Annotated in this window: 18 protein-coding genes; 4 read left to right on the top strand and 14 right to left on the bottom strand. The window is 62.8% G+C overall.

Annotated features, from left to right (window positions below; genetic code table 11):
* Positions 1–4 precede the first annotated feature (4 nt).
* The 10 genes from DT070_RS18450 to DT070_RS21430 all read right to left on the bottom strand — a co-directional run bounded on the left by DT070_RS18450 (position 5) and on the right by DT070_RS21430 (position 12,749).
* The gene (locus DT070_RS18450) at positions 5–4,579 is read right to left on the bottom strand and encodes an ATP-binding protein (RefSeq protein ID WP_122956716.1); all 4,575 of its coding nucleotides are present in this window, start codon (positions 4,577–4,579) and stop codon (positions 5–7) included.
* Positions 4,580–4,802: 223 nt separating this feature from the next.
* Positions 4,803–5,645 carry an acetolactate decarboxylase gene (budA, locus tag DT070_RS18445; RefSeq protein ID WP_122956715.1) on the bottom strand — a complete coding sequence of 281 codons (843 nt, stop codon included), beginning with the start codon at positions 5,643–5,645 and terminating at the stop codon, positions 4,803–4,805.
* A 93-nt stretch (positions 5,646–5,738) separates the two neighbouring features.
* Positions 5,739–6,515: a sulfur oxidation c-type cytochrome SoxA gene (soxA, locus tag DT070_RS18440; RefSeq protein ID WP_122956714.1), complete on the bottom strand. Its 777-nt coding sequence runs from the start codon at positions 6,513–6,515 to the stop codon at positions 5,739–5,741.
* Positions 6,512–6,835: a thiosulfate oxidation carrier complex protein SoxZ gene (soxZ, locus tag DT070_RS18435; protein ID WP_122956713.1), complete on the bottom strand. Its 324-nt coding sequence runs from the start codon at positions 6,833–6,835 to the stop codon at positions 6,512–6,514. Before soxZ ends, soxA begins: the two co-directional genes overlap by 4 nt.
* The gene (locus DT070_RS18430; RefSeq protein ID WP_122956712.1) at positions 6,835–7,308 is read right to left on the bottom strand and encodes a SoxY-related AACIE arm protein; all 474 of its coding nucleotides are present in this window, start codon (positions 7,306–7,308) and stop codon (positions 6,835–6,837) included. Before DT070_RS18430 ends, soxZ begins: the two co-directional genes overlap by 1 nt.
* 4 nt (positions 7,309–7,312) lie before the next feature.
* Positions 7,313–7,765 carry a sulfur oxidation c-type cytochrome SoxX gene (soxX, locus tag DT070_RS18425; protein ID WP_122956711.1) on the bottom strand — a complete coding sequence of 151 codons (453 nt, stop codon included), beginning with the start codon at positions 7,763–7,765 and terminating at the stop codon, positions 7,313–7,315.
* Positions 7,766–7,772: 7 nt separating this feature from the next.
* A complete protein-coding gene (locus tag DT070_RS18420; RefSeq protein WP_122956710.1) occupies positions 7,773–9,983 on the bottom strand; it encodes a xanthine dehydrogenase family protein molybdopterin-binding subunit in 2,211 nt (736 codons plus the stop codon).
* The gene (locus DT070_RS18415; protein ID WP_122956709.1) at positions 9,980–10,483 is read right to left on the bottom strand and encodes a (2Fe-2S)-binding protein; all 504 of its coding nucleotides are present in this window, start codon (positions 10,481–10,483) and stop codon (positions 9,980–9,982) included. Before DT070_RS18415 ends, DT070_RS18420 begins: the two co-directional genes overlap by 4 nt.
* A 215-nt stretch (positions 10,484–10,698) precedes the next feature.
* Positions 10,699–11,805 carry a winged helix DNA-binding domain-containing protein gene (locus tag DT070_RS18410; protein ID WP_164483781.1) on the bottom strand — a complete coding sequence of 369 codons (1,107 nt, stop codon included), beginning with the start codon at positions 11,803–11,805 and terminating at the stop codon, positions 10,699–10,701.
* A 35-nt stretch (positions 11,806–11,840) separates the two neighbouring features.
* Positions 11,841–12,749, bottom strand: coding sequence for a glycosyltransferase (locus DT070_RS21430; protein ID WP_164483780.1), 909 nt, complete (start codon positions 12,747–12,749; stop codon positions 11,841–11,843).
* Between the two features lie 450 nt (positions 12,750–13,199).
* Between DT070_RS21430 and DT070_RS18405 the strand changes: the two genes are divergently transcribed.
* Positions 13,200–14,909, top strand: a complete 1,710-nt coding sequence (locus DT070_RS18405; RefSeq protein ID WP_122956707.1) for a ShlB/FhaC/HecB family hemolysin secretion/activation protein — start codon at positions 13,200–13,202, stop codon at positions 14,907–14,909.
* A gap of 63 nt (positions 14,910–14,972) precedes the next feature.
* Positions 14,973–19,829: an S-layer family protein gene (locus DT070_RS18400; protein WP_122956706.1), complete on the top strand. Its 4,857-nt coding sequence runs from the start codon at positions 14,973–14,975 to the stop codon at positions 19,827–19,829.
* 98 nt (positions 19,830–19,927) lie between these two features.
* Here the strand turns inward: DT070_RS18400 and DT070_RS18395 are convergent, their stop codons facing one another.
* The gene (locus DT070_RS18395) at positions 19,928–20,626 is read right to left on the bottom strand and encodes a C40 family peptidase (RefSeq protein ID WP_122956705.1); all 699 of its coding nucleotides are present in this window, start codon (positions 20,624–20,626) and stop codon (positions 19,928–19,930) included.
* Positions 20,627–20,862: 236 nt separating this feature from the next.
* Between DT070_RS18395 and DT070_RS18390 the strand changes: the two genes are divergently transcribed.
* The gene (locus DT070_RS18390; protein ID WP_122956704.1) at positions 20,863–22,035 is read left to right on the top strand and encodes a PQQ-dependent sugar dehydrogenase; all 1,173 of its coding nucleotides are present in this window, start codon (positions 20,863–20,865) and stop codon (positions 22,033–22,035) included.
* A gap of 19 nt (positions 22,036–22,054) precedes the next feature.
* Here DT070_RS18390 and DT070_RS18385 read toward each other — a convergent pair whose 3' ends face one another.
* From DT070_RS18385 to DT070_RS18375, 3 genes are all read right to left on the bottom strand, one after another.
* Positions 22,055–22,564, bottom strand: a complete 510-nt coding sequence (locus DT070_RS18385; protein ID WP_122956703.1) for a RidA family protein — start codon at positions 22,562–22,564, stop codon at positions 22,055–22,057.
* 24 nt (positions 22,565–22,588) lie between these two features.
* Positions 22,589–23,224 (bottom strand): LysE family translocator, encoded by a 636-nt coding sequence (locus tag DT070_RS18380; RefSeq protein WP_122956702.1) that lies wholly within the window; start codon positions 23,222–23,224, stop codon positions 22,589–22,591.
* Positions 23,225–23,299: 75 nt separating this feature from the next.
* Entirely contained in the window at positions 23,300–23,635 is a 336-nt protein-coding gene (locus tag DT070_RS18375) for a hypothetical protein (protein WP_122956701.1), read from the bottom strand.
* Positions 23,636–23,821: 186 nt separating this feature from the next.
* Between DT070_RS18375 and DT070_RS18370 the strand changes: the two genes are divergently transcribed.
* Positions 23,822–25,300: a PLP-dependent aminotransferase family protein gene (locus DT070_RS18370; RefSeq protein ID WP_122956700.1), complete on the top strand. Its 1,479-nt coding sequence runs from the start codon at positions 23,822–23,824 to the stop codon at positions 25,298–25,300.
* Positions 25,301–25,308: the final 8 nt, after the last annotated feature.

The following is a 25,308-nucleotide window of genomic DNA, read 5'->3' as shown; positions in this document are numbered from 1 at the left end:
CTAATCACTGTCTTTCCGCCGCTTTGAGCCATTCACTGACGCCATTCACGCCAAGGGCAAGCAACTTATCCTGTATTGCGACGACGCGCTGAATCATGGATCCGCTATCCGATTCTTCTCGTTCTTCCGCATGAGCAAAAAGATGAGTTAGTAGTTGGGTGAAGTTATTTTCGTGGTCGTACAGATGGAGCCTGGTGTGTTGCACAAACTCCAAAAAAAACTCGCAAGCCGCCAGCGCCTCTTCTGGTTCATGTTGAGACATGGCATTTAGCCAAGCATCAAACCCGTGAAACTCCCGCCGATTGGGCTCAGTTTCGGCTTTCAGAAGTTCAAAACAACGCTTGAGTAGTGATAGGGAAATTACTGCCAGCGGTTTCGGATCCCAGAACAGGTTTCGCAGCTTACGTGCCACAGCCGCTGCATGTTGATTCTGTAGAGACATACCAACTTCGAGACCCTCGTAACACTGCTTTATATGACGTTGGTAATTTTCAGGGTGACTCCAAATACTTGCAGCGCCTCGCCAAGCCTCCGCGGTATTCATGGTCTTAAGCTGCTCAAGCAGCAGATTGAAATCAAATCTGTCGCTCAATGCCGCAAGTGCAGCAATACGACCCCATGTTTCGAGATCTTTGCCGTCGCCTTTGGTCGCCATTTGTACAAGCCGCGGCTTAACTATCTCAAACCGCTGGTGGTACGCGTAATACAGACAAGGCTCCGCCATCGCCCAAAGCCCCGCGGCAGGTTGGTGCATGGCGATGTCAAACAGGTGCCATCCAAATTCGGGATTAAGACTTTGCAAATATGGCAACCGTCGCAGCATGACTGCCCGAACAGCAGGGTGGATATCGTTTGCAAAACTACGCAGAGTAGGAGCCAGAAGTTCAGGCCAGGGCGTGCTGTTTTCTTGAAGCTCCGTGGCCACAATCATCAGTGCATCAGCAACATTGCCTTTTGTCATGTTGATGCCAATGTCCAGCCAACTAACTGAATCGCCAGAAATGGATTCTTTCTCAGTCATTGCCAAAAACTGCCTAGCCAATAACACCAGTCTTTGGGATGTCGGAGTGTCATGGATTAAATGTGCACAGGCTTCCAAAGCTTTGGCTGCCTCGCGACTGTGATGCCAGTGTTCTGGATATTTTTCCAGAGCATTCAGCATGTCTTGAGCAAGTGCCGCAGCGTCGGCTTCTTTAACAGGCGTCCAGTTGCCATTGGGCTGCAAGTTACCGTGGCGGATGGCGAGATGAGTGGCGGCACCATCCATGAGGTCATCGCGGAATCTCTTTGGTATGTCTTCCCAGTGATGCAACAAAAATGCGATGAAGCGACCTGGATGGCGCGATGTTGCTTCCTGCAGTTGACGGCCAACCTCTTCTTCACCACCAATCAAAAAATCACTGAAGGAATTTCTCAGATAGCCCTCGTAGTGGCGTAGCAATCCCAGTACCGCTACGTCACTGGAGTTCAAAAAAACTTCAAAGGAAAAGGGTGGTGCAACCCAGCCACCAGCAGAGTCAATGCTGGCCTGTCTGACAAGGGGCCACTTCAAATATTCAACCTTATCGATGACTGCTTGACTCGCCGGGGTTCGTAGATGGCATGGGATGGGCAGTATCAATTGAGCTTGTAGGAGTAACCTCCATGCAAGATGGTCCGTATCGGTAGTGTCTTCACGATAAATGTCCAAAATTTCCAGCTGAATTGCATCTTGCGTGGCAAAGTCCAAGTCAATAAAGGCGGTCTGGATCAGTGCTCCGATCTCGAACGATAAATCCGATTTGAGTAGATCTGCATCGCACAACATACGGCCGATTACCTCCAAATTGGTAGCCGGCGTCGCTATGCAGGCTCGGATAGCGAAATAGCGCAATGCTCCTTCCGTGTTGGAGCACAGTCGTTTACGGTTCAGTTGCCACCACTCGGAGTTGGTATTTGCATGGTGAACGACCGCTGCTTCAATAGAGTCCATAAAAATACGCCCGCTATCGATAGGTCGGTGGTCGGTCTGGCTGTGGGTGTCTTCATAGGATGTTTCACGCAGAAAACCACTCCGATAGCCCTGATCTCCGCCGTATCGCGATGAATGGGTCTTGCTCCAACCTTCCAATGCGTCCACCGCCAAATTCAGTAAGGATGTCGACATCTGCATGCGACGAGTCAAAAAACGGTCATTTGCATGGCCGAATTCGTTTGGTTCGCAATGCAAATTCTTGTCGAAGCGATATCCGAGGACGTCCTTGTCGCTGACTTCGCCTGCGATGTATTTCCACAACACCTCATCGTCCAGCCCCCCGGCAGTGACGCAACGTGCCAAAGCTTTTCCAAGAAAGCTGCGCTCCCCCCTCGGCATGTTCAACAATATTTTTAACAAGGGGGACAGCTGGCTTGCATAACTGTCGCCCATGCTTGATATGGCGAAGGCCAATTGTTCTCCTAAGTGCGCGCGATCAACCCATTCGGTCGTCAGTACTTCCGTCCAGAAGCCAATCACCCCTGTCACATCATCGGTTTTCCACGCCGAGATGCGATGAAAGTGCCTTGTCATGCCCTCGCCGTCTCGCAGAAGTTTCAGGTGGGGGACCAGATGCTTCATCCAGAAGTGATGCCACTCCAATCTAACCGCTTGGGTGTACACGACTTGGAAAACTTCAGGATGTTGGGCACGCAAATCGCGAATCAGGGGCCAGTCATCGTCCTGCGGTATTTGTTCGGCCAGGCATTCCGCTACTAGGCGGCGGATGTGAAAGACATGCTTATGGGTGAGTACGGTGCGCAGTTGGCTGCGGAATATTTTTCTGTCCCCGGTGGCCAGTTGGGCTACAAAGCTGCGGATGCTTGGACGGACAAAGGGCACCGGCGGTAAGTTTTGAACGAATGCGTGCAATGTTTTTCCCTGCCTCAAGGCATCACTTATGACCAGCACATCCAGCAAGGTTTGGTGTCCAAACGTCAGTTTTCCATCTTGGGTTTGCTGCAGCACGTTGTGACTTAACAGCGAACGTCGCACCGCATCAGAACTCGCCAGTCGTTGCGGTGGTACTGACAGGCTGCGCAGCTTCAGCATTTCTGTAGAAATGGCCTCGATTGCGTGCATAGCGGCACTACCCAGCGCGTTATTGCCTTGAACAATAGTGTCCAAATATTTTTGGGCCAGTGCCTGACTGGTCACCACATTAAAGCTGCCGCCTTGGCGAGCCAGTTCCACATACAAGGCCAATTCACGCGGGTTTTGAATCAGTTGCCTGGTGGCGTCCTCCATGTCGGAGGTATCTATGCCCTGTCTGGTGAGTAGCGGCGCAATATCTGTTGCCCAGTTCAAGGGGGCGCATTTGAATTCGCTGCTCCACTTTCGTTGGGCAATGCGTCTGTCATATTGGCGATCAAAGTCGCGGCAGGCAGTGATAACCGTGACATTAGGCAATCTCAGCAGGCGATCTATCTGTGCCAAAAAATAGTCCAACACCTTGTGTTCGCGGGCAATGGAGAGCACATCTAGCGAGTCAATGATTACTACCACATGAGCTGTTTCGGCCATGCGTGCGGCGCGCTCTACCCAGTCATGTGGTAGTCCTTGAGCTTGGCGGTCTTGCGCGGTATCCAAATCCGCAAATTCGCGGGATTGGATAAAAAGGGGGAATCTATCCAAGCGGGACTGGGTTTGTAGTTCAAGCGCTTCTTGCAAGGCAAGCATCACGCAAGTTTTTCCGGAGCCAGGCTGGCCAGTGAGCAAAATGGAAGAGGGCTTGGAGTCAATGGCTGTCAGTATTTCGGCCACCAACGGAGTCAAAATGACTTCGCCAGCAATGTCTCTGCGCCACTTTCTGCCAACAGCCGATGTGCTTTCAAACGTAGAGCGAACTTCCACCAAATTCATGGTGGGAACCAGCAAAGAACCAGCCGCATCAAGAATGGATTGAAGATCAGCTTTGCTTAGTCTGTGTTGTATCGCTGCTTTTTGTCCGTTCCCGCTGTCAGCACGCATGCCGAGAAGGTCAAGGCGCGTCCAAAGGGCATTGAAAGCAACATCGGGGTTGCTTGCCAACCGGTGCAGGCGTTCGCGCAGCAATGTTTCCATACGATCCAGTTCTGGACTGATTTCAAACGTGGTGCGGCGCAGGAAGTCGTGGGTTGAAAGTGTCGGGGCGCGATGCTCAAGCTGGGTTTTCAGTTTTGCATTTGTTGTCTCAGTCGTTTTGCTCAAGTTGGCTTGGTAGCTGGCCGCGTTGGGATAGTTGGTGCTGTACTCCCGCAAAGTTGCCAATTCACCGAAGGGGCTACGGGAATAAAAACGTACGGATGCTTTCGGGTCGCTAGCGAGCAACTCGCTGGCTTTTTGAAGTTCGTCGGCAAGATCTGTTATTGACCATGACTGATGCGATGTTTGGTTCTTTTTGCATTGACAGCAAATCCTTGACCCATCTTTTTTACCGACGACCACATCATCTACTGGAATCGTCGCAGCATCAACTTCAAGCCATTCGTAAGCCGGATCACTGAGAACATCTAGTGCCCATTCAAAGGCCACTAACGTCTGATAGCCATCGCCTCGATTGGATTGAATGCCTGCTTTGCTCATTGGTAGCCTCCTGTTTCGCATTGTTGTTTAGCGAATGAATTGAGCGAGATAACCTGAACGCCGCTCGCCCGGCGATCGGGGCTATTTGTCACTGCGGAAGGTGACTCCCGGACCAGCTGCAGCAATCGGCCCGACATCCCAAAACTCAAAAGAGATAGGGATCTAGCCGAAACACCATAAGGGCAGACAGCTATTGATTTGATAGCAAATGGGCGGTGCCGGACTACTTCTGCTGCTTCTCGACCTGGTGAAGCTCGGCGGACCGGTCCCTGGTCTGGTCTGAATTGGCGAAGTCTTCATTGCCCGGCAGATCCAGTTCCACCTTGTGCGACGGCGTGATGTTGGCGACGGCATTCACCAGGCCGATGGCCAGCACATGGCCGCCGTAAGACCTGTCGTCGGAAATGAAATGCCAGTGCCAGCCCGGAACGCTCACGCCTTTGCTGAAGGCGGGGCTGCGGATGCCGACCATGGTGCCGGTGGCCGACGCCCGGGGAAAAAGAACCTGGGTCTTCACCAGCTCGGCCAGCGGGCGGTAGGGGCGCACCTGGGCGGCAATCGCCCGGGTGGTAATGCCGGTGAACTGCCCCGTCACGTCGACGGCGTAAAACAGGTTCTTGTTGGGAAGGCGCGCGTCAATGGCGGCCTCGATGTCTGTCAGCGACATCGCCGCGGGCGAGCCCGCCAGCGTGAAACGATGGGTCGGCTTGAACGGCAGCACGTAGGCCAGTGGAATCCTGTCGTCCGGTTTGGCCACAGTGACGGAGCCGTCGGCCTTGAAGTGATAGGGCACGCCGCCCAGCACCAGCATCTCGCCGTCCAGCCGGTTGTAGGTGCCCAGCCCGAAGTCGCCTTTGCTGACCAGCTGTTTGACGGTGAGCTCGCCGTCATAGGCGCCGGACAAGAGCGCGTCGATGGTGGAATAGACGTAGAGCGCGGGTTTGTCGGCTTCTGCGGGCTTGACTGCCGCGCAGCCCGAGACCACCACCGAAAGGCTGAACAGGAGGGCCGTTCGCCACGAGGGGCGAGAAGATTTTTGGGCAAGGCCCCACCGCGTATTGATCATCCCGACTCCCTCGTTGTTGGTTGTAGCCGGGCCATCGTATGCGGCGGCCACCGCAAAGGCAACCGGTGAAGCCCTGCGTTCAAACCCCGCTAGTCAGGGCCGCACGCCGGGTGACTCCAGCGGCATGCCCTTCGCGCGGGCGTTCAGGTAGAGCTCCAGTTCCACCAGCTCTTGCGCGCCATAGGCAAAGGGCTCGGCGCGCACACCGCTCATGCAGCCGCGCAGGCGGCGCTGCAGGGAGCCCATTGCCTGCCACTCAAGCCGGTACACCGGGTAGCCTGTGGGGTGTGCCTCGGGGATCACGCTGCTGCCCAGGCGCCTGCCGGCCAGGCCGTCGTGGCATTGCGCGCATGACAAATTCAGCTGGCCGATGCGCTGCATGAAGAGCTGCTCGCCGCGCCGGCGGAACGGCTCCAGCCGGGCGTCGTCAGGCGGCGCCAGCGGCAGGCCGCGGGATTGGAGCGCGACATAACTTTCAAGGGCCAGCAGCTCCTGGCTTTCGGCGCGCAGCGGCGCGGCCTGCTGGTGCTGCTGGCGGCATTGGTTGATGCGCTGGCCCAAGGCCACGGGCCGGCCCAGGTTTGGTTCGAACGCGGGGTAGCGTGCCGCCACGCCGCGCATGCTGCTTTGCGCTGCCGCGTGGCAGCTCACGCAAGCCTTGCCGCTGGCACCGGCGGGCTGATTCCACAAAACTTCGCCGTCCTTGACCCACAGCATGCCGGGGTTGAGGGTGTCGTCCTTCTGCATGGCCTGTGTGGAGGCACCCATGAAGTCGTAGCCCGAGCGGCGGGCCTCCTTGGGCGCCGGTTGCGAGGCGGCGTGCCCCGCGAGGAAGAACAACGACAGCAGGCAGGCGACGGTTCGCGTCATGCCGTGACGGTCAGGCTGATGCTTTCAGTCTGCGCAAAGCCGTTATCGCCTTCCCAGCTCAGCACCAGGGTGCCGGTGTCGGTGGCGACAGTGTGAAAGGCGATATACGGATTGGCCGACACGGCAGAGAACAACTCCGCGCTGAAGACAAGCTCGCCGTTGTACCGGCAGCTAAAGCGCTGGATGATGTTGCGCGGCAGGGTCTTGCCGTCTTCGCCGGGGCGAAAACCGGTTTCCATCGGGTGGCCGATGGTGGTGCGTATCTCGATGACTTCGCCGCGTTTGGCAGTGGTGGGGGCATTGATGAGGGTGCGTGCCATTAAATGTCCCCCTCGATGCAGGCTGCCAAGGTCACGATCACGTTGACGGTATGCGACCAGTAGCTGCCGTCGCTCATCTGCGCAACGGCCACCAGTTGCTGCGATGTGGCCAGGCGGATGCGTGTGGTCACGCTGGCCTTGCCGGCGCGCGGGCCGAGGGTAAAGCGCGCCACATCGCGCTGGGGATTTTTTGCGTTGAAAACAGCGATGCCTTTCACGTGGTCCGCCGCTGTCATGGGGCTTTCTACCGTGACAGTGATGGGTACCACGTTGCCGTTGTCCACCAGCTCGGCGACATCCAGTTTGACTTTGCCTGCGCGCACCGGGGCGCCCTGGGCGTAGGCCGCCACCGCTGCGGCAAGCTCATCGGCCTGTGCGGCTGCAGGGCGAAAAACGACGCTCAGGCCCATGCCGGCCGCACCGGCCAAAATGCGGCGTCGTTTGAAAGCGTGGGGATTGTCTGTGGTGGTCATGAGTTCACTTTAGCGTCAGCAAGAAAGCCACGACGTCTTCAATCTGCTGCGCCTCCAGCAGCGGCTTGCCCTGCCAGCTTGCATTCACGCGCACCAGTCCATCGGTGCGGTAGTAGGCCGGCATGATGCTGGCCGGGTTCAGGCGCTGCGCGTCGGCGATGCGCAGGCGCAGCTGCCCTTCAGTCCACCGTGTGCCTGCACCTGAAAGATCAGGCGCCAGGTTGCCCTGAAAGCGCTCTTCGGGAATGGGGCCGGTGTGGCAGAGCAGGCACAGGCCCAGCTGGCGGTTGGCGACGATGGCCCGGCCGCGCGCCGCGTCGCCGGGCGTGCCTGTCAGCGTTTGCGGGATGGCATCGCCAGCCACGCGAAGCTCACCAGGGGGCGCCGCCTGCTGCGCAAAGCTGGTCCAGGGCACCATCATCATCATCCCGCCGGCGATGGCCCCTTGCCAGGTCATGCGTTCGTCAAGCCTTCTTCAGGCTGTGGTTCTTCAGCGGCAGGTCGCGTATGCGTTTGCCGGTCGCGGCAAACACCGCGTTCAGCACCGCAGGCGCGGCCACCGCGATGGTCGGCTCGCCCACGCCGCCCCAGAAGCCGCCCGAGGCCACGATGATGGTTTCCACCGCGGGCATGTGATGCATCTGCACGACGGGGTAGGTGCTGAAGTTGTCCTGCTCGATGCGGCCGTCTTTTTGCGTGCACTCGCCAAAAAGCGCTGCCGACAGGCCATAGGAAAAAGAGCCTTCGACCTGCGCCTCGATCTGCTGCGGATTGACGGCGTAGCCCGGGTCGGTCGCGGCCACGATGCGGTGGATTTTGAGCTCGCCTTCGTTGTTCACCGACACCTCCGCGCAGGCCGCCACATAGCTGCCGAAGCCCATGGTCTGCGCCAGCCCACGGTAGACCTTCTGGCCGCCGACATCGGGCGGCGGCACATCCCACTTCACGCGCTCGGCCACGGCGTTGAGCACGGCCAGGTGTTTGGGATGGTTGGTCATCAGCTTGCGCCGCAAGGCCAGCGGGTCCTGCTTCGTGGCGAAGGCGATTTCATCGATGAAGGACTCGAGGTAAATCGCATTCTGGTTCAGGTTCACACCGCGCCAGAAGCCGGGCGGCACGCTGGGGTTGCGCATCGCGTGGTCAATCAGCAGGTTGGGAAAGCTGTAGCCGATGGACGCTTCAGGCCCGGGCGCATTCAGGCCCTGGAACTGCACGGGGTCCAGCCCGTTCTTGATGTTTTGCGGAAACACCCCTGCCAGGATGGACTGGCCCGAGATGCGCATGTGCAGCGCGGTGACATTGCCCTGCGCGTCCAGCCCGGCCTGCAGCTTGCACTGCGTGACGGGGTGGTAGCGGCCGTGCAGCATGTCTTCTTCACGCGACCAGAGCAGCTTGACCGGCACGCCCGGCATTTGTTTGGCGATGTCGACCGCCTGGCGCACCCAGTCGTGCACTGCGCCGCGCCGCCCGAAGCCGCCGCCCAGGTGGATCTTGTAGACCTCGCATTGGGCCGCCGGCAGGCCCGCCGCCTCGGAGGTGGCGGCCAGCGCGGCTTCGCCGTTTTGCGTGGGTGTCCAGACTTCGCAGCGCTCGGACGTCCAGCGCGCTGTCGCGTTCATGGGCTCCATGGTGGCGTGGTTCTGGTGCGGGTAGGAATACACCGCTTCGATCTTGCGCGCAGCGCTTGCCAGCGCGGCTTTGGCGTCGCCGTTCTGGTTGCCGACGGCGGCATCGGGCGCGTCCAGCCCGGCCTTGAGCATCGCGGCCACCGTGGCGCTGGAGTTCGCGACGTTGGGGCCGTAGTCCCATTCGATGGGTAGCGCGTCAAGCGCGGTCTTGGCGCGCCACCAGGTGTCGGCCACCACCGCCACCGCGCTGTCGCCGACGGCCACGACCTTCTTCACGCCGGGGCGTTTTTCAATCGCGGCGGCATTGAAGCTTTTGACCTTGCCGCCGAACACCGGGCAGTCCTTGATGGCGGCATTGAGCATGCCGGGCAGCTTCAGGTCTGCGCCGTAGATTTGCTTGCCGGTGACTTTGTCCAGCGTGTCCAGCCGGGCCAGGCGCTTGCCCACCAGCTTCCAGTCTTTCGGGTCTTTCAGCGTGGGGGCCGCAGGCGGCGCCACCTTGGCCGCCGCGACGGCGACCTTGCCGTAGGTGGTCTTGCGCCCCGAGGGCGTGTGCGTGATCACGCTGTTGGCCGCCGTGCATTCGGACGCCGGCACCTTCCATTCGTCGGCCGCGGCCTGCACCAGCATCATGCGGGCGGTGGCGCCGCCCTTGCGCACGTAGTCGTGCGACTCGCGGATGCCGCGGCTGCCGCCGGTCGAGAAATTGCCCCAGGCCCGGTTGCGTGCCAGGTTTTGCCCGGGTGTGGGGTATTCGGTAGTGACCTTGGCCCAGTCGCATTCGAGTTCTTCGGCCACCAGTTGCGCCAGGCCCGTCAAGCTGCCCTGACCCATTTCAGAACGGGCGATGCGAATCACCACCGTGTCGTCGGGGCGTACCACGACCCAGGCATTGATCTCCGGTGAGGCTGCGCCCTGGGCGAGGGCCGCGCTGCCAAATGGAATGTGAAAACCGACGATGAGGCCGGCCGATGCGCTTGACGCCAGGAAACGGCGGCGCGACAGGCGTGGGGAGGTGGAGGAGGTCGTGGAGGAGGGCGCGTTCATGTCGTGCTCCCGTCGGTGTGTTGAATAGAGAGCGCTGCGCTCTTGGTGTTGCCACCGGCGGCAACGACCTTGATGGCGGCACGGATGCGGTTGTAGGTGCCGCAGCGGCAGATGTTGCTCATCGCCTCGTTGATGTCGGCATCCGTCGGGTTCGGTTTGGCCTTGATCAGCGCCGCTGCCGTCATCACCATGCCGCACTGGCAGTAGCCGCACTGCGGAACGTCCAGCGCCACCCAGGCCTTCTGGATGGGGTGTGAGCCGTCAGGTGACAGGCCTTCGATGGTCACGATTTTTTCGGTCGGGCCCACCGTGGAGACGGGCCGCACACAGCTGCGTGTGGGGACGCCGTCGAGGTGCACGGTGCAGGCGCCGCAGGCCGCAATGCCGCAGCCATATTTGGTGCCGGTCAGGCCAAGCTGCTCGCGGATGACCCACAGCAGCGGTGTGTCCTCCTCCGCCTCAAACTCACGCACGACACCGTTGACGTTCAGTTTTGCCATGGATGCACTCCTCATTATTTGAAAGGAACCAGGATGGGCGGAAGACCAGGGCCTGTTAACAGGCTCGGCGGATAGTAGCGCCGGTGCACGTCAAATGCACCTGCAGCGTCTATACCCGAGTAATGTGATGACTTGCGGCGGCGGACAAAGTTCGATGGGGTAAACCCTTGCCATTCATGCGCGTGACCACTGCGGCCGCGTCGGACTGCTGTGAATTACTTCGGCGCAATACCGTTGCGGATCTCACCCAGTGCGAGACCGTTGAATGCTGCATGGCGCTGTGCAGCCTCTTGCAATGCAGCGCCGGCCTTGCGGGAAAGCAGCGCAGGGGCGAACGGCGCAACACTCAGGACGAGTGCGCCCTCTCTGGTTTCGGCTTGCCAGGTTCCGGCCACCCGGCCATCCACCAGCAGGGCCGGCCGAAAGAGGCCGTTCGGCGTCATCACCTTCCCCGCCTGCGCCTTGTCGATGATGGGTGTGCGGTCGGTGTAACCCAACAGGTATTCATCAAAACCAGCGAGAAGATGCACCATCGGAGTGCTGATTGGTGATGCGCTTGGCACCGGCGTACGCGCTGACCACCAGACCGTGCTGCCCGCATGCAGCGCTTCTGACAGGCCTGGCAGGGCCATCTCCAGCGCTGCCTTGGCTTCACCTGCGGCCAGCCCTGACCACCAGGTGAAGTCGGCCAGGGTGGCCGGGCCGTGGCTGGTGAAGTAGCGTTGTGCGAGCCGCTTGAGGCCGTCTTCGCGTGAGGGCTCCGGTGCTTCTGCGGGTTGCGGCAGCCATTCATCAAGCAAGGTATAGGTGGCTTGTTTGCCGCTCGGCAGGCCCAGGCAGATCAACCCGGTTTGCGCGGCGCGGTACAGGATGAGCCCGCCGCGATGGCCCCCGGTGTCTATGCGGCGGCGGGCAAGTTCTTCAAAAAGTGCCGCGCGCGTCAATTGCTGGCCGCCTTCGAGGCATTGCCGGACGGCCGGAAGGATTTTGCGGAAGGCCGCCGCGTCCAGTTTCGCGTCTCGATAGCTGGCCGCCGTGCGCGTGAGCAGCGCGGGCGCGGCCAGCGCCAGCAGCCATCGCACGTCGGCCGCCGCCACCAGGTGCAGGGTGCCGCGCAAGGCCCAGGTGCGGATCACCTTGCGTTTGGCCACAGCCTGTTCAATGGAGGTGTCGGTCGCTGATGCTGCCGGCGCAAACCGGGAGCCGATAGCCCACCGGGCATGGGTGTATTCCTGCGCCTGCACGGCGCCGGACCACTGCACCGCCTGCTCTATGCGCCTGGTTGAAAAGGGCGATACCAGCCGATGGCTCGCCAGTCGCAAGCCAACCAGTTCTTCTCTCGAAAGGTTCTGCGAGCTCAGGCGACGCTTTCGATCATGGAGAGCATGCGGCCCTGCCACGCGGCCGGGGAAAAGCGCTCGCGCAGCAGTTTCTGGGAGGCCTGCACCATGGCTTCGCGCCGCGGCGCATCGGCCAGCAGCTCTGCGCACAGCTGCGGCATTTCTTGCGGCGCCGCCATGGCCAGGTGCACACCCGGCTCGATGCCGAAACTCTCCCAGCCATCAAAAGGGTCGGAGACCACCACGGTGCCTGCAGCCCAGGTCTCAAAAGCGCGGAACTGGTCGAAGTAGGTGTGTTCGGCATCCGCATGAATGCTCAGGCTGATGCGCGCCCCGGCGCGGCAGGCGTCGCGGGCGGCACCCCACATGCCGCTCCAGATGAACTCGGCGTCCAGCGGCGTCTTTGCGCCCTGGAAATGTTTTTCGGCTTCGCGCCGCCGCGGAGTGTCTCCGCCCAGCAGGATGACGCCCCTGTTGCGCTGTGATTCAGGAATCGGTGCGCGCACATGTTTGCCGGCCACCAGGTAGGGCAGGTAAAAGACGGCAAGCGCCGGAAAATGCTGCGCGATGTAGCGCCCGATGCAAGCGTCCATCGCCATGACCGCGTGCAGCTTTGGCGCCAGTGCATCAAACAGGGCGGCCTTGTGGCGGTGCACCGAGGCTTCATTTTTGGTCAATGGGTCAAACATCCAGAGCAGGTGTTTGCCGTGGCGCGGCAGCCCCTGTTTTGCAAAGCGCGGCAGGGCGTAAATGCCGGCGATGAGCACATTGACATCAGCGGCGCCCACGTCGGGCAAGGGGGCCTCGGTGTTGGTGCCCAGGTCAACGAGCTCCACCTCATGCCCGGCCTCCAGGAGCGTGTCCATCCACACACGCGAGGCGCGGCCGAACAAGGTCTCGATATCGGTATAGACGTGAACCTTCACTGGCGGCTTCCTGGTTTCGTTCCTGGTCTCGTTTCCGGTTTTTTGCCTTTGGCCTTGCAGCTTATAACGCAAGCCGGCCGCTGGCCCGGCATGGCTGGCGGGCACCAATTGCACCCAAAACTTTACACAGCAAACCTGAGGACTTTTCTAAAACCGCGACCCGTGAAGCGGGGTTTGCGCCGGCTTCCAATAAGCCGGAGGTATCACATTGCCGCAATTTGTTTGCCGCAAAACGGCGCAAAACAGGCATTGATGTAACACGCAAGAATTCATCGCCAAAAAACCGGCGCGAAACTCTGCCACAAAGTCTTCAGTAATTAATCACTTTTTCTTGCTTGTATCAAGTTTCACAATTGGTTACCGTGACTTAATTCACGAAAAATAGAACCGAAATACTCGGTCCGGCTGGCCAGGGAGCCATTGATTCAGGATTTTCCGCAAGGATGGACAATGAAGCGTACCGATGGTGATGGCATACACCCTGTTCTTCACTATGCCCTTGGCGTGCTGGTGCTTGCTCCGGCCGTCTCGCTGGCACAACAGCCACCGCCGACCATCGACCCGGGCCGGCTTCGTGAACGGTTTGATTTCCAGCCCGAGGCAACGCCGGCGCCGCCGCCGGCGCAACTGCGCACGGAGCCCATCGAGTCCATGCCCGACTCGCTTCGAGCCATCCGCGTCACGCTGCAGCGTATCGAGATAGAAAGCGCCACCGTACTGCCCGGCAACGTGCTGCAGGCGCGCGCCGACACCTACACCGGGCGCGAAATCACCGGCAACGACATCCTGGAGCTCGCGGCGTCGCTCACGGCGATGTACCGCAATGCGGGCTACATCCTGTCGCTGGTGGTGGTGCCGCCGCAGTCGCTGTCTGGCGGCACGCTCACGCTGCGCGTGATCGAGGGCTACATCGACCGGGTTAACGTGCAGACAGCAGAAGGCATGAACCCCCGCATTGCACAAAGGCTGGCGCTGATCGGTGAGCGCATCACGGCTTCGCGGCCCATCAGGAGCGCCGTGCTCGAGCACTACCTGCTGCTGGCCAACGACCTTCCCGGCGTTGAACTGCGCAGCATCCTGGCGCCGTCAAAGGCGCCAGGCGCGGCCGACCTCACGCTGGTGGCCAGCCTCAAGCGGGTGGAGGGTTTTGCCGCGATCGACAACTACGGCTCCAAATACCTGGGGCCGGGCCAGGCGACCCTGGCCGTGACGGGCAACCAGCTGCTCGGCGTCAACGACCAGTGGCGGTTTGTCGGCGTGAGCACCGGCAACTCCGAGATGTCCTATGCCCAGCTGTCGTACAGCCAGGTCGTGACGACCGAGGGGCTCAAGCTTGCCGCGGCGGTGTCCAGGGCGCGCACGCAGCCGGGTGATGTGCTCGCGCCGTTTGATGTGCGTGGCAATGCCGACACGGTGTCGGTGGCGGCGGTTTATCCCTTGCTGAGAACGCGCAATGAAAGCGTGATCGCCCGCGCCGTGTACGACCATTCGGATGTGCATACCAATGTGCTGGGCACGCGGGTGATTGAAGACCGCATCCGTGCATTGCGCCTGGGCATCAGCTGGCGGGTGCTGGACCGGCTGGACGGGCAGAACGCGCTCGATGTCGACTTCACCCAGGGGCTGGGCGGCACGCAGGAGTCCGACCTGCTCAAGAGCCGGGCCGGCGCCAAGGGCGTGTTCAACAAGCTGGTGTTTGACTACGAGCGTTCGCAGTTCCTGAGCCCGAATGTCTCTTTCAGTGTGGGCGTCGGCGGGCAGTGGGCCAACACGCCGCTGCTCTCGTCGGAGCAATACGCCCTGGGCGGGCGCAAGTTTGGGCGGGCCTATGAGCCGGCCGAAATGGTGGGTGAACGCGCGCTGGCGTTTCGCGTCGAGCCGCGTTATGTCGGCGCCTCCGGCATGCCGGGCGTCAGGTCTTTTCAGGTGTTCGGCTTTTACGACATCGGCAAGGTCTGGAAGGTGGGGAGCGTCACACCCGGCACGCCTGCCAGCCAGAGCCTGGCCTCCGCCGGCCTGGGTGTGCGGCTTTTCCTCGAAAGAAATGTGGTGGCCGCGATTGAGGCGGCGTGGCCGCTGACCAAATCCATCGCGAGCTACCAGGGCCAGGGGCAGGGCAAAGACCCGCGCCTGATGGGCTCGCTGCTCGTGCGGTTCTGAAAGCGCGCTGTCTTATTCGACGTCATTCCATGTCATTGGCCTTTTTGCATCAAGAGGTGTTCCATGCAAGCTGATCTTTACTTTCCGGTCCTCCCGGTCATCCCGGCCCTTCCGGCCCTTCCGGCGCTGCGCCGCAAATCCTTCGCACTGAAAGCGCTCCCCGCCGCGGTGGCGCTGCTGTTTTCACCGGCGGGCTGGACGATAGACATCGCCGGCGGTGCGGGCCTGCCGCAAAACGGGACGGTGTTTTCCGGGACGATCTCCCCCTGCGTCGCCGGCTGCGTTGCTGGCAACCAGCTGACCATCAACCAGACGAGCGCGCGGGCCGTGGTGGACTGGGCGTCCTTCAACATCGATGCCGGCAAGGCGGTGCAGATCCTGCAGCCCGGCGCGGGGTCCGCCATGCTCAACCGGGTCACGGGCGACGCCAACCCTTCGCAGATTCTCGGCAGCCTCACGGCGCCCGGCACCGTCATGCTGATGAACCCGAACGGCGTGATGTTCGGACAGACCGCCACCGTGAATGTGGGTTCGCTCATTGCCACCACCGGCAACATCGATGTGAACAATTTCATCAATACCGGCGGCGCGCTGATCACCGGTGCTGCAGGCAGCATCACCAACGAGGGCAGCATTACCGCGCAGGGCGCCGGGCTGGTGGCGCTGGTCGCGCCCTCGGTCACCAACCAGGGCAGCATCACCGCCACCGGCGGCACGATCGCGCTGGGGGGCAGCACGGCCGCCACGGTGTCGCTGAACGGAGGGCTTTATGAATTCGCCATCCCCACGGGCGCCACCGGCAACAGCGTGTCCAACACGGCAGGCGCCAGCCTGGACGGCGCCACCTTGCGCCTGGGCGTCGGCGATGCCGCCAACCTGCTGTCGGGTGTGATCAACCTGGAAGGCGTGCAGCAGGCCAGCAACGCCATCGTCGTCAACGGCCACGCCGTGGTGCTCAAGTCGGCGCTGCAGGCGCCCAATGTCAGCGGCAACGCCAACCGGGTGGACGTGTACAGCGGCGCGCGCATCCAGGACGCGGTGAACATCGCCAAGACCGGCAGCCCGGGTGCGGGCGCGGCGGTCGATGTGCATGCCGGCAACTATGCAGAGCAGGTGGCGCTCAACAAGGCCAACATGACGCTGACCGGCCTGGCGGGCGCGAAGATCGAGGTGCCCGACACGGCCGGCCAGCTCAACGGCATCAGCATCACAGCCAACAACGTGACGGTCACCGGGATGGAGATCGCCGGCCCCGTCAACCAGCCTTACACCAGTTATGCCTGGGGTTCGGGAATCACCCGCGGCATCGCGGTCGCCAACGGCGTGACCGGCTTCACCATCGCCAACAACAACATCCACGATGTGCGCAACGGCATCCTGATCGACGGGCGCAACACCGGCAGCGTGACCGGCAACCGGATTGAAAACACCAAGAGCGCCATCTCGGTGCAATACACCGACGGCGCCGGCATCACCCTGGCCGGCAACAGCCAGGGGCCGGTCGGCAACGAGTGGGGGATGAACCTGCACCTGAACGGCTATCTGTCGGGTGGAAATATTCTCAGCAACCCTATGGCTGCGGCGCCGACGCTGGGGTGGCAGCAATCCCTGCTGGCCCTGAGCGCGGCCAACGGCGGCTGGTCGGTGCAGGACCAGGCGTATACCTCGTCCAACCGCACGCATGTGAACGTGGCGGCCAACGGCGCCGGCGGCGCGCAGGGCAGCCTGCTCAACCCGCTAGGCAGCATCCAGGCCGGCGTGGACGCCGTGGTGACGGGCGGCACGGTGAATGTGGCGGCCGGCAATTACAGCGGCAGCGTCGTCATCGGCAAGTCGCTGACGCTGGACGGCGCGGGCGCCGGGCAAACCGTGCTGCGGTCGGCCGCCGCGGGCGCCGGCGACGCGGTGACCATCAACAACGCCTCCAACGTCACGCTGTCCGACCTGTCCATCGCCGACTACCTGTACGGGCTGCGCCTTAACGGCACTTCGAACAACGTGACGGTCAACCGCGTGGCCTTCAACAACAACACCTTCGGCATGCGCAACGGCACGGCGACCCGCGCCGACAACTTCCGCATGCTCAACAGCAGCATCACCGGCGGGCAGATCGGCGTGCAGACCTACAACGGCTACCAGATGGTGGGCGGCCAGCCGGTCGCCACGGGCTCTTTTGCCAATGCCCTGTTTGAGAACGTCACCATCGACGGCCCGACCTTCAAGGGCTTTTACCTGGAGACCGCCAACGACCTGACGCTCAGGAACGTCACCGTCAGCAACGCCGGCAACTACGGCGCGCCGGCCAGTTCGTCGCAGCACCAGCAGTACGGCGCGGGCATCGACATCAACCTGAAGTACGACGCCTTCAATTCGATCAACTTCGACAACGTGGTGGTCAAAAACTCGGGCTACAGCTCCAATAGCCCGACGGCTGCGGCGGTGGTGATCAAGACGCGCGGCATCGCCGGCGACAGCACGGACTACACCGCGGCGCCGGCCAGCCTGCAAAGCGTCAATATTTCGGGCGGCAGCATCGAGGACTCCGCCCGCACCGGCCTGCGTGTGGAAACCCTGCGCAACGGCAGCGGCGGCCAGCCCACGGTCACCATCAGCGGCGGCACCCAGTTCAAAAACAACGGGCAGGACATCTCGGTGGACGCCGTGAAGGTGGACGCCCGCGGCGCCGTCTTTGTCGGCGCGGCCGACGGTTTTGCCATTGAAGACCGCGTGACCCACGCGCTGGACGCCACCGGCCGCGGCCTGGTGACCTGGACGGACGGCAATGTCTATGTCACGCAAAACAGCGGCAGCCTGCAGCGCGGTGTCGACGCCGTCGTGGCGGGCGGCACGGTGAACGTGGGCAGCGGCACCCATGTACAGGCCCGCACCGTCACGGTGGACCGCAGCATGACGCTGGCCGGTGCTGGCCAGGGGTCCACCGTGATCGATGCGAGCGGCGTGAACGGCTACGGCATCCAGGTCACGGCGGACAACGTGTCGCTGCGGGACTTCACGCTGTACGGCCCGAGTGCCAATGTGGCCGCGTCCTACGGCATCAAGGTGGCGCCTTCGGGCGGCGCGTCGGCGCGGCTGCACAACTTTTCAATCAGCAACGTCACCAGCCGCGGCGCGGGCCGGGCCGAGCTCGACCTGAACGGCGTGGACGGCGCGGTCATCGACCACGTCACGGCCGACGGCGCGCCGGTGGGCAACAACAGCGGCAGCACGCAGGGCGCCGGCATCCAGCTGACCGACAGCGCCAATGTGACGATCACCAATTCGACCACGCGCAACAACGCTTGGGGCGGCCTGGCGCTCTACCAGGCCAACCGCGCCTACAACCAGCAGATGAACAACATCACGGTGGCGGCCAACAACAGCTTTACCGAGCGCAACCCGGTCTACCTGCAGGACGAGTCGGCCAGCCGCGACTTCGGCACGCTCAACATCGCCGGCTTTGACTTTGCCGTGCGCAACGCCAGCACGGCCAATAGCAACAACCAGTACACCTGGCTGCAGGCCTCGCAGCAAAACGCCTTCGACTTCGCCGTCAACCTGGGCAGCTCGGCCTCCAGCTATGTGCAGGGCTGGAACGGCGCGCAGGCCACGCAGAACTTCCACGTCGGCACCGGCAACCTGCTGGGCGGCGGCAGCCAGGCGATGTCCATCGGCACGGCGCTGGGCAACGCGGCCAACGGCGCCGGCATCAACGTGGGTGCGGGCACCTATGCCGAGAACGTGGTGGTGAGCAACCCGTTCAACCTGTTCTTTAACGGCGCCACCGTGCACAGCCTTTCACTCACAAGCGGCGCGGCAGGCTCCGGCGTCAGCGGCACGGTGACAGCCGACGGCGCCGGCGGCATCGTGTTCAATGCGCCCGTCAGCCTGCTGGGCGACACCACACTCGCCACCCAGGGCGCCGACATCACGCTCAACGGCGACATCCAGAATGCCGGCAGCACGGCCCGCGCGCTGAGCCTGCTGGCCGGCTCAGGCGCCAACCGCGGCAATGTGCACATGGTGTCGGGCGGCACCGAGGCCAACGCGCTCGGCCGGCTGGAGGTGGTGTCCAACGGCTACAGCCTGGACAGCACGCTGTGGGTCAAGGGCTACGGGATTGACGCGCTGGGCAATGTCGCGCTGAGCGACCACACCCTGCGCGGGCAGGATGCCAGCGCCACCAACACGCTGAACGCCGGCGGCGACGTCAGCGGCTCCACCATCAGTCTGGGCGCCGTGCAGGTCACCAGCGGCGGCGACGTCTCGGCCAACGTGACGGCCAGCACGGTGGCAGTGGCCGCCGTCGGCGACGTGACGGGCACCACCACCAGCCAGGGCAATGTGCAGATCACCAGCAGCACAGGCGACATCACCGGCAGCATCAGCGGGAACAACGTGACGGTGCAGGCACAGGGCGATGTGAATGTGAATGTGGTGGCCTCGGGCTCCGCTTCGCTGGCCGGCGATTCTGTCGTCGCCAACGTCGTCGCGCCCGTGGTGGAAGTGGCCGCCGTCAGCGATGCCCATCTGTCCGGCTCGTCGTCCCAGGTCACGATGAACGCCCCCAGCGGCACCGTCAGCGGCAACTTCGGGCAGGTCACCAATTCGGGCAGCGGCCTGGTCAACGTGAACGGCAGGCCCCAGGGCAACCAGCAGCTGTCGTCCAACGCGGAGAACAACCGCGTGATCCCCACCGGCAGCAGCCAGGCCGAGGGCAACGGCGCCGATGAGCCTGTGCTTCAGCTGGCCCAGGCCGGCGTTTTGGCAAGCGGGGGAGAGCAAGCCGTGGGCCGCAGCAAACCGTCCGGCGCCGGCGAGGCCATCGACAACGGCCAGGCGGTCGAGCTGGACATGTCGCCAGGCCATGAAGGGGAAAGCGGGAAGGACGGGAAGGACGGGAAGGAAAAGGAGAAAGACTGAGGGGCTGAGCAGAGGCCCGGGGGCCGGGCAGGGGCGAAAAAAAACCGGCTTGGCGCCGGTTGGTGTCGATAGCGCCGATCAGCGCCGAATAGCGTCGATCAGCGTCTGTATTGCTCTTGCTGCATCAGCAGTTGCGTCTGCTGGGCCACCGTGAGCTGCGAAGCCGAAGCCTGCGCCGCCTGGGTCTCCACGGCGAGTTGCGCCGCCTGGGGCTGCGCAGCCGGCAGGGCGGCGGTGCGTTGCGTGTCCTGGCCTGCGGCGCCGTCGGCCTGCACGCGGCGGGCGCCGTCAAAGCGGCGCTGCCAGTAGCTCACGCTCAGGCTTTCGACGCGCACTTCGGCGCCGGGCTTGGGGGAGTGGATGAATTTGCCGTCGCCCACATAAATGCCGACATGGCTGAAGGCGCGGCGCATGGTGTTGAAAAACACCAGGTCGCCGGGCTGCAGGTCGTTTTTGTCGATGCGCTGGGTGGCGGCGGCTTGCTGCTCGGCGCGGCGCGGTAGCAGCAGGCCGACACTTTGTTCGTAAATGGCGCGTACAAAGCCGCTGCAGTCAAAACCGGTTTCGGCGGTGTTGCCGCCGCGCTTGTAGGGCACGCCCAGGAAGCCCATGGCGTTGACGACCAGCTCGGAAGCCTTGTTGCTGACGTTTTGGCGGACATGCTCAATTTTGTTCAGCAGGCCTTTGTCGGCCAGCAGTTTGTCCATGTCATCGGCCGCGTGGTTCGGCGCCGCGTGCGCGTTGATTGCCAGCCAGGCGGCAGAGGCAATGATGAGCGCAGGGGCAATTTTTCGCATGGCGCCTAGGATACTTGACAGATCTGTCCTACGTCAACCTCAAGTCCGTTCTTGATAACGTATTCAAACCATTGATTTGTAACGGTTTTGTGTACGCGAAAACCCTTGTTTTTGGTCTGGATGCTATGTTTACATACGATTTGGGGCGTAAAAACAGCCTCACCGGCCGTGTTTTCGGGTGCAATGGCTGGCAGCGGCGGTTCGCGCCCGGTCAGCACCAACTTCAGGGATCAAATATGCCTCCAGCCCAATCGCCACGTGCACTTATAGCTCCTTTTTTGATAGCAATATCGGTGGCGGTTTTAGCCACTCAGCCTGCCTGGGGCCAGGCGGTGCGGCCGCAAACGGTGGCCGCCGGGCTTGAAAACCCCTGGGGTGTGGCGTTTTTGCCGGAGGGGCGCTTTCTGGTAACCGAGCGCCCCGGCCGGATGCGGGTGATCGCGACGGACGGCAAGGCCTCGGCCGCGCTGGCGGGGGTGCCCCGGGTGGCGGCCGGCGGGCAGGGCGGTTTGCTGGATGTGCTGGCCGACAGCGACTTTGCCCGCAACCGCACGGTCTATTTTTGCTATTCAGAGCCGGCGGCCAGCGGGGGCGGCAACAGCACGGCGCTGGCGCGGGCGACCTTGAGCGCCGACGACAGCCGGCTCGAGAACCTCAAAGTCATCTTCAGCCAGAAGCCCAAGTTCGCCAGCACCGCGCATTTCGGCTGCCGCATCGTTGAAAGCCGGGCCGGCGGCGCGAATGGCGCTGCAGATGGCCCGCTTTTCCTCACGCTGGGCGACCGTTATTCCCGCAAGGAAGACGCCCAGACGCTGGACAACCACCACGGCAAGATCGTGCGCATCAACAAGGACGGCACGGTGCCCAAAGACAACCCGTTTGTGGGCAAGGCCGGGGCGCTGCCGGAGATCTGGAGCTACGGCCACCGCAACGCCCAGGGCGCCACGCTGGCGCCCGACGGCGCCTTGTGGATGCACGAGCACGGCCCGCAAGGCGGCGACGAGATCAACCTTCCCGAACCCGGCGCCAATTACGGCTGGCCCGTGGTCACCTACGGCGAGAACTACGGCGGCGGCAAGATCGGCGAGGGCCTCACCGAAAAGGCCGGCATGCAGCAGCCGCTGCATTACTGGGTGCCGTCGATCGCGCCTTCGGGCATGGCGTTCTTGACCAGCGAGCGCTACGGCAAGGCCTGGCAGGGCAACCTGTTTGTGGGCTCGCTCAAGTTCGGCTACCTCAACCGGATCGAGCTGTCGGCGCCCTTCAGCGGCAAGGTGGTGCGCGAGAACAAGCTGCTCACCGAGGTGGGCGAACGCATCCGCGATGTGAAACAGGGGCCGGACGGCCTGCTCTACGTGCTGACGGACAACAGCAACGGCAAGCTGATCCGCCTGCTGCCCGCGAACTGACGGGATCGGGCTCGCCGGTTCAAGCCGGCGTGACGGCGGCGATCAGGTCGACCTCGACCGTCGCGTTCTTGGGCAACTGGGCCACGCCCACCGAGGTGCGCGTATGGATGCCCGCCGCGCCCAGCACCGTGTGCAGCACCTCCGACGCGGCGTCGGCTACCTCGCTTTGCTGGGTGAAATCGGTGGCGGACTGCGTGTAGACCGTGACCCGCATGACCTGCTGGATGCGGTCCAGGCTGCCCAGGTTTTGCCGCAGTAACGCCAGCGCGCGCATGGCGCACACCTTGGCGCCGAGTTGGGCCTGCGTGAGTGACACGTCCGCTCCGGCGCGGCCGGTGACGACCACGGTGCTGCCCACGCGCGGCACCTGGCCGCTGACGTAAACCACATCGCCGTGCTGCACGGTGGAGGTGTAGTTACCGCCTATCTTGATTTCGCCGTCAAAGCTGTAGCCGAGGGCTTTTTCGATGGCGGCGAAGCGGGTGTCGCGGGTGTCGCGGGTGTCGCGGGTGTCGCGGGAGTCGCTCATGGGGGATTCCTTTATGTGTTGGTTTTATTGGGGGCTTTTCAGCCGCAGCAGGCTCAAGCCCAGCAAGCCAAAGGCGCCACCGCACAGCCGGTTGAAAATGCGCGCCCGGCGGGGCGTGCCGAACCAGCGGTGGGTGTGGCGGGCCAGCAGCACATACGCCAGATGCGACACCAGCACACAGGCGGCGAAAGCGCTGGTCAGGGCCAGGAACTGCGGCAGCACCGGGGCCTCGGGGCGGATGAACTGGGGAAAGAGGGCGGTGAAGAAGAGGATGCTCTTCGGGTTGGTCAGCGCCACCAGCAGGCCCTGGCGGAACAGCGCGGCATTGGTTTTACCTGTCTGGGTCTGCTCGGGCAGCGGTGTGTCGAACATCGAGGTCTTGCTGGTCCACTGGCGCCAGCCGAGGTAGACCAGGTAGACCGCGCCTATGGTTTTGAGTACTGCAAACAGCCAGGCCGAGGTGTGCAGCAAGGTGCCCAGGCCGGCCATGGCCGCGGCAGACACGGAAAACACGCCCAGCACATTGCCGGCGGAGCTCCACAGCGTCTTGCGCGGCCCCCACGCCACGGCGTTGGACACCGCCAGCAAAATGCCCGGCCCGGGGCTGAGCGCGGTGACAAGCGAAATGGTGATGAAGAGGAGCCAGGCGGAGGTGGTCATGGGGTCGTTGGCGTGGGCCGGATGAATGACAGATAAGAAGGGGAAGGGGAACAGATCGAATTTACCGCGACGGCTTTAGACCGGTTTGGCGCTGCGGTATCGGCCGAATACTGCAACGCAGGCGGACACCAGCGCGGCCCATGGCCAGGGGCGGCCCTTCTGGGCCACCACGCAGACCGCGCCGCCGTGCTGGGCGGTCACGGTGATCCAGCCGTCCTGGTCGAGGGTGTGCGCCTGCCCTGATTCCAGCACCGTGCTGTTGCACACAAGCTGCTCGCCCAACCAGCGCGGCGCGCCCGTCACCAGCAGGGTGCCGGCGGTGCTGATCAGTGCGCTGCCGGCCTTGCTGTGGAAAAACAGCGATTCACCGGGGTCAAGCTCAAGCTGGCGGGAGGCGGGATGGCTTTTCATGGCGGCTCCATAGAGGGGTCAATCAGGGAAGGGACACCGCTAGATTAAGGAAAGCGGCTGATTTCCGACAGATGCACCCGGGACCTTTCTGTATCGGTACAGACGACTTGTTTTACATCTGTTATGGTCTGATTTCGCCCTATCTGTGGCTGTGTGCAGGCTTTTCTTTCACGGATCATTCGGCTTATGAACGTGCAATCCCCAGCGCAATCTCACGCGGAACCCCTCTATCTGCGGCTCTCCAGCCACTACCGCCAGGCCATCCAGTCCGGCGTGCTGATGCCGGGCGAACGCATGCCTTCGGTACGGGCCTTGACCCGGCTGCACCAGGTCAGCCTGTCGACGGCTGTGGAGGCCTGCCACACGCTGGAAGACGAAGGCCTGCTGGAGGCGCGGCCGCGGTCGGGCTACTTTGTGCTCAAGCGCCGCCGGGTTGATTTGCCGCCGCCCAGCGAGCCCGATCCGGGCCGCAAGCTGGATGCGGCGCAGTACGTCGGCATCCATGACCGGGTCTCGGATTACGTGGCCAAGTGCGAGATCTACCCGCTGGTCACCAACCTGGCCGGCACCTACGGCCCGCCTGAGGTCTACCCGGCCGAGGCGCTGAAAAACGCCGCCATCCGGGCGCTGCGCAAGCACCCGATGCTGCTGTCCAGCCCGCCCGACTTCCTCAATGATTCACCGCTCAATGCCGTACTGGCCAAGCGCGCACTGGAGGCCGGCATGCAGCTGGCGCCCGAAGACATCCTGGTCACCAACGGCTGTATCGAGGCCATCAACATCGCCCTGCGCGCGGTGGCCCAGCCCGGCGACACCGTGGCGGTTGAATCCCCCACGTACCACGGCCTGCTGCAGATCCTGGAAAGCCTGGGCCTGCGCGCCCTCGAAATCCCGACCAGCCCGACGCAAGGCATTTCGGTCGAGGCGCTGGATTTGGCCTTCCAGACGCACGACCGGATTCGGGCGGTGGTGGTGATACCCAATTTCCACAACCCCCTGAGCTGCGTCATGCCCGATTCCGAGAAGGAAAAGCTGGTGCGGCTGTGCGAGCGCCAGCAGGTGGCGCTGATCGAGGACGACACTTACGCCGCCATGGGCCGCGACGACATTCCGCTGAAAGCCGTCAAGGCCTGGGACCGCAGCGGCTCGGTGATTTACTGCGCCTCGCTGCGTAAAACCCTGGCGCCCGGCATGCGCCTGGGCTGGATCGCCGGCGGGCGCTGGCAGGCCCGCATCAACATGCTCAAGTACGCGCAAAGCCGCGTCAACGAAACCTTGCCCCAGCTGGCTGTGGCGGAGTTCATGGCCTCCAGCGCGTATGACAGGCACCTCGCCCGGCTGCGTCGCACATTCACCGTGCAGCGTGAACAAATGGCCGACGCCATCGCCTCGCACTTTCCGGCCGGCACCCGGCTGTCGGTGCCCGGCGGCAGCATGCTGCTGTGGGTCGAGTTGCCGCCCGGCACCTCGGCGCAGGCGGTCTTCAACACCGCCATCCGCCAGGGCATACGCGTGTCGCCCGGCTCGCTGTTTTCCAACTCCAGCCGCTTCGACCACTTTTTGCGCATCAGCTGCGGCGCGCCGTATTCAGCCCAAGCCGACGAGGCGCTGCGCAAGCTGGCGGGGATTGTGTCGGCAGAGGCCGCAAAGGCCGGGGCGGGCTGAAACGTTTT

The organism is Polaromonas sp. SP1, assembly GCF_003711205.1.
Classification (GTDB): Bacteria; Pseudomonadota; Gammaproteobacteria; order Burkholderiales; family Burkholderiaceae_C; genus Polaromonas.
This window is presented reverse-complemented; position numbering and strand designations above follow the sequence as displayed.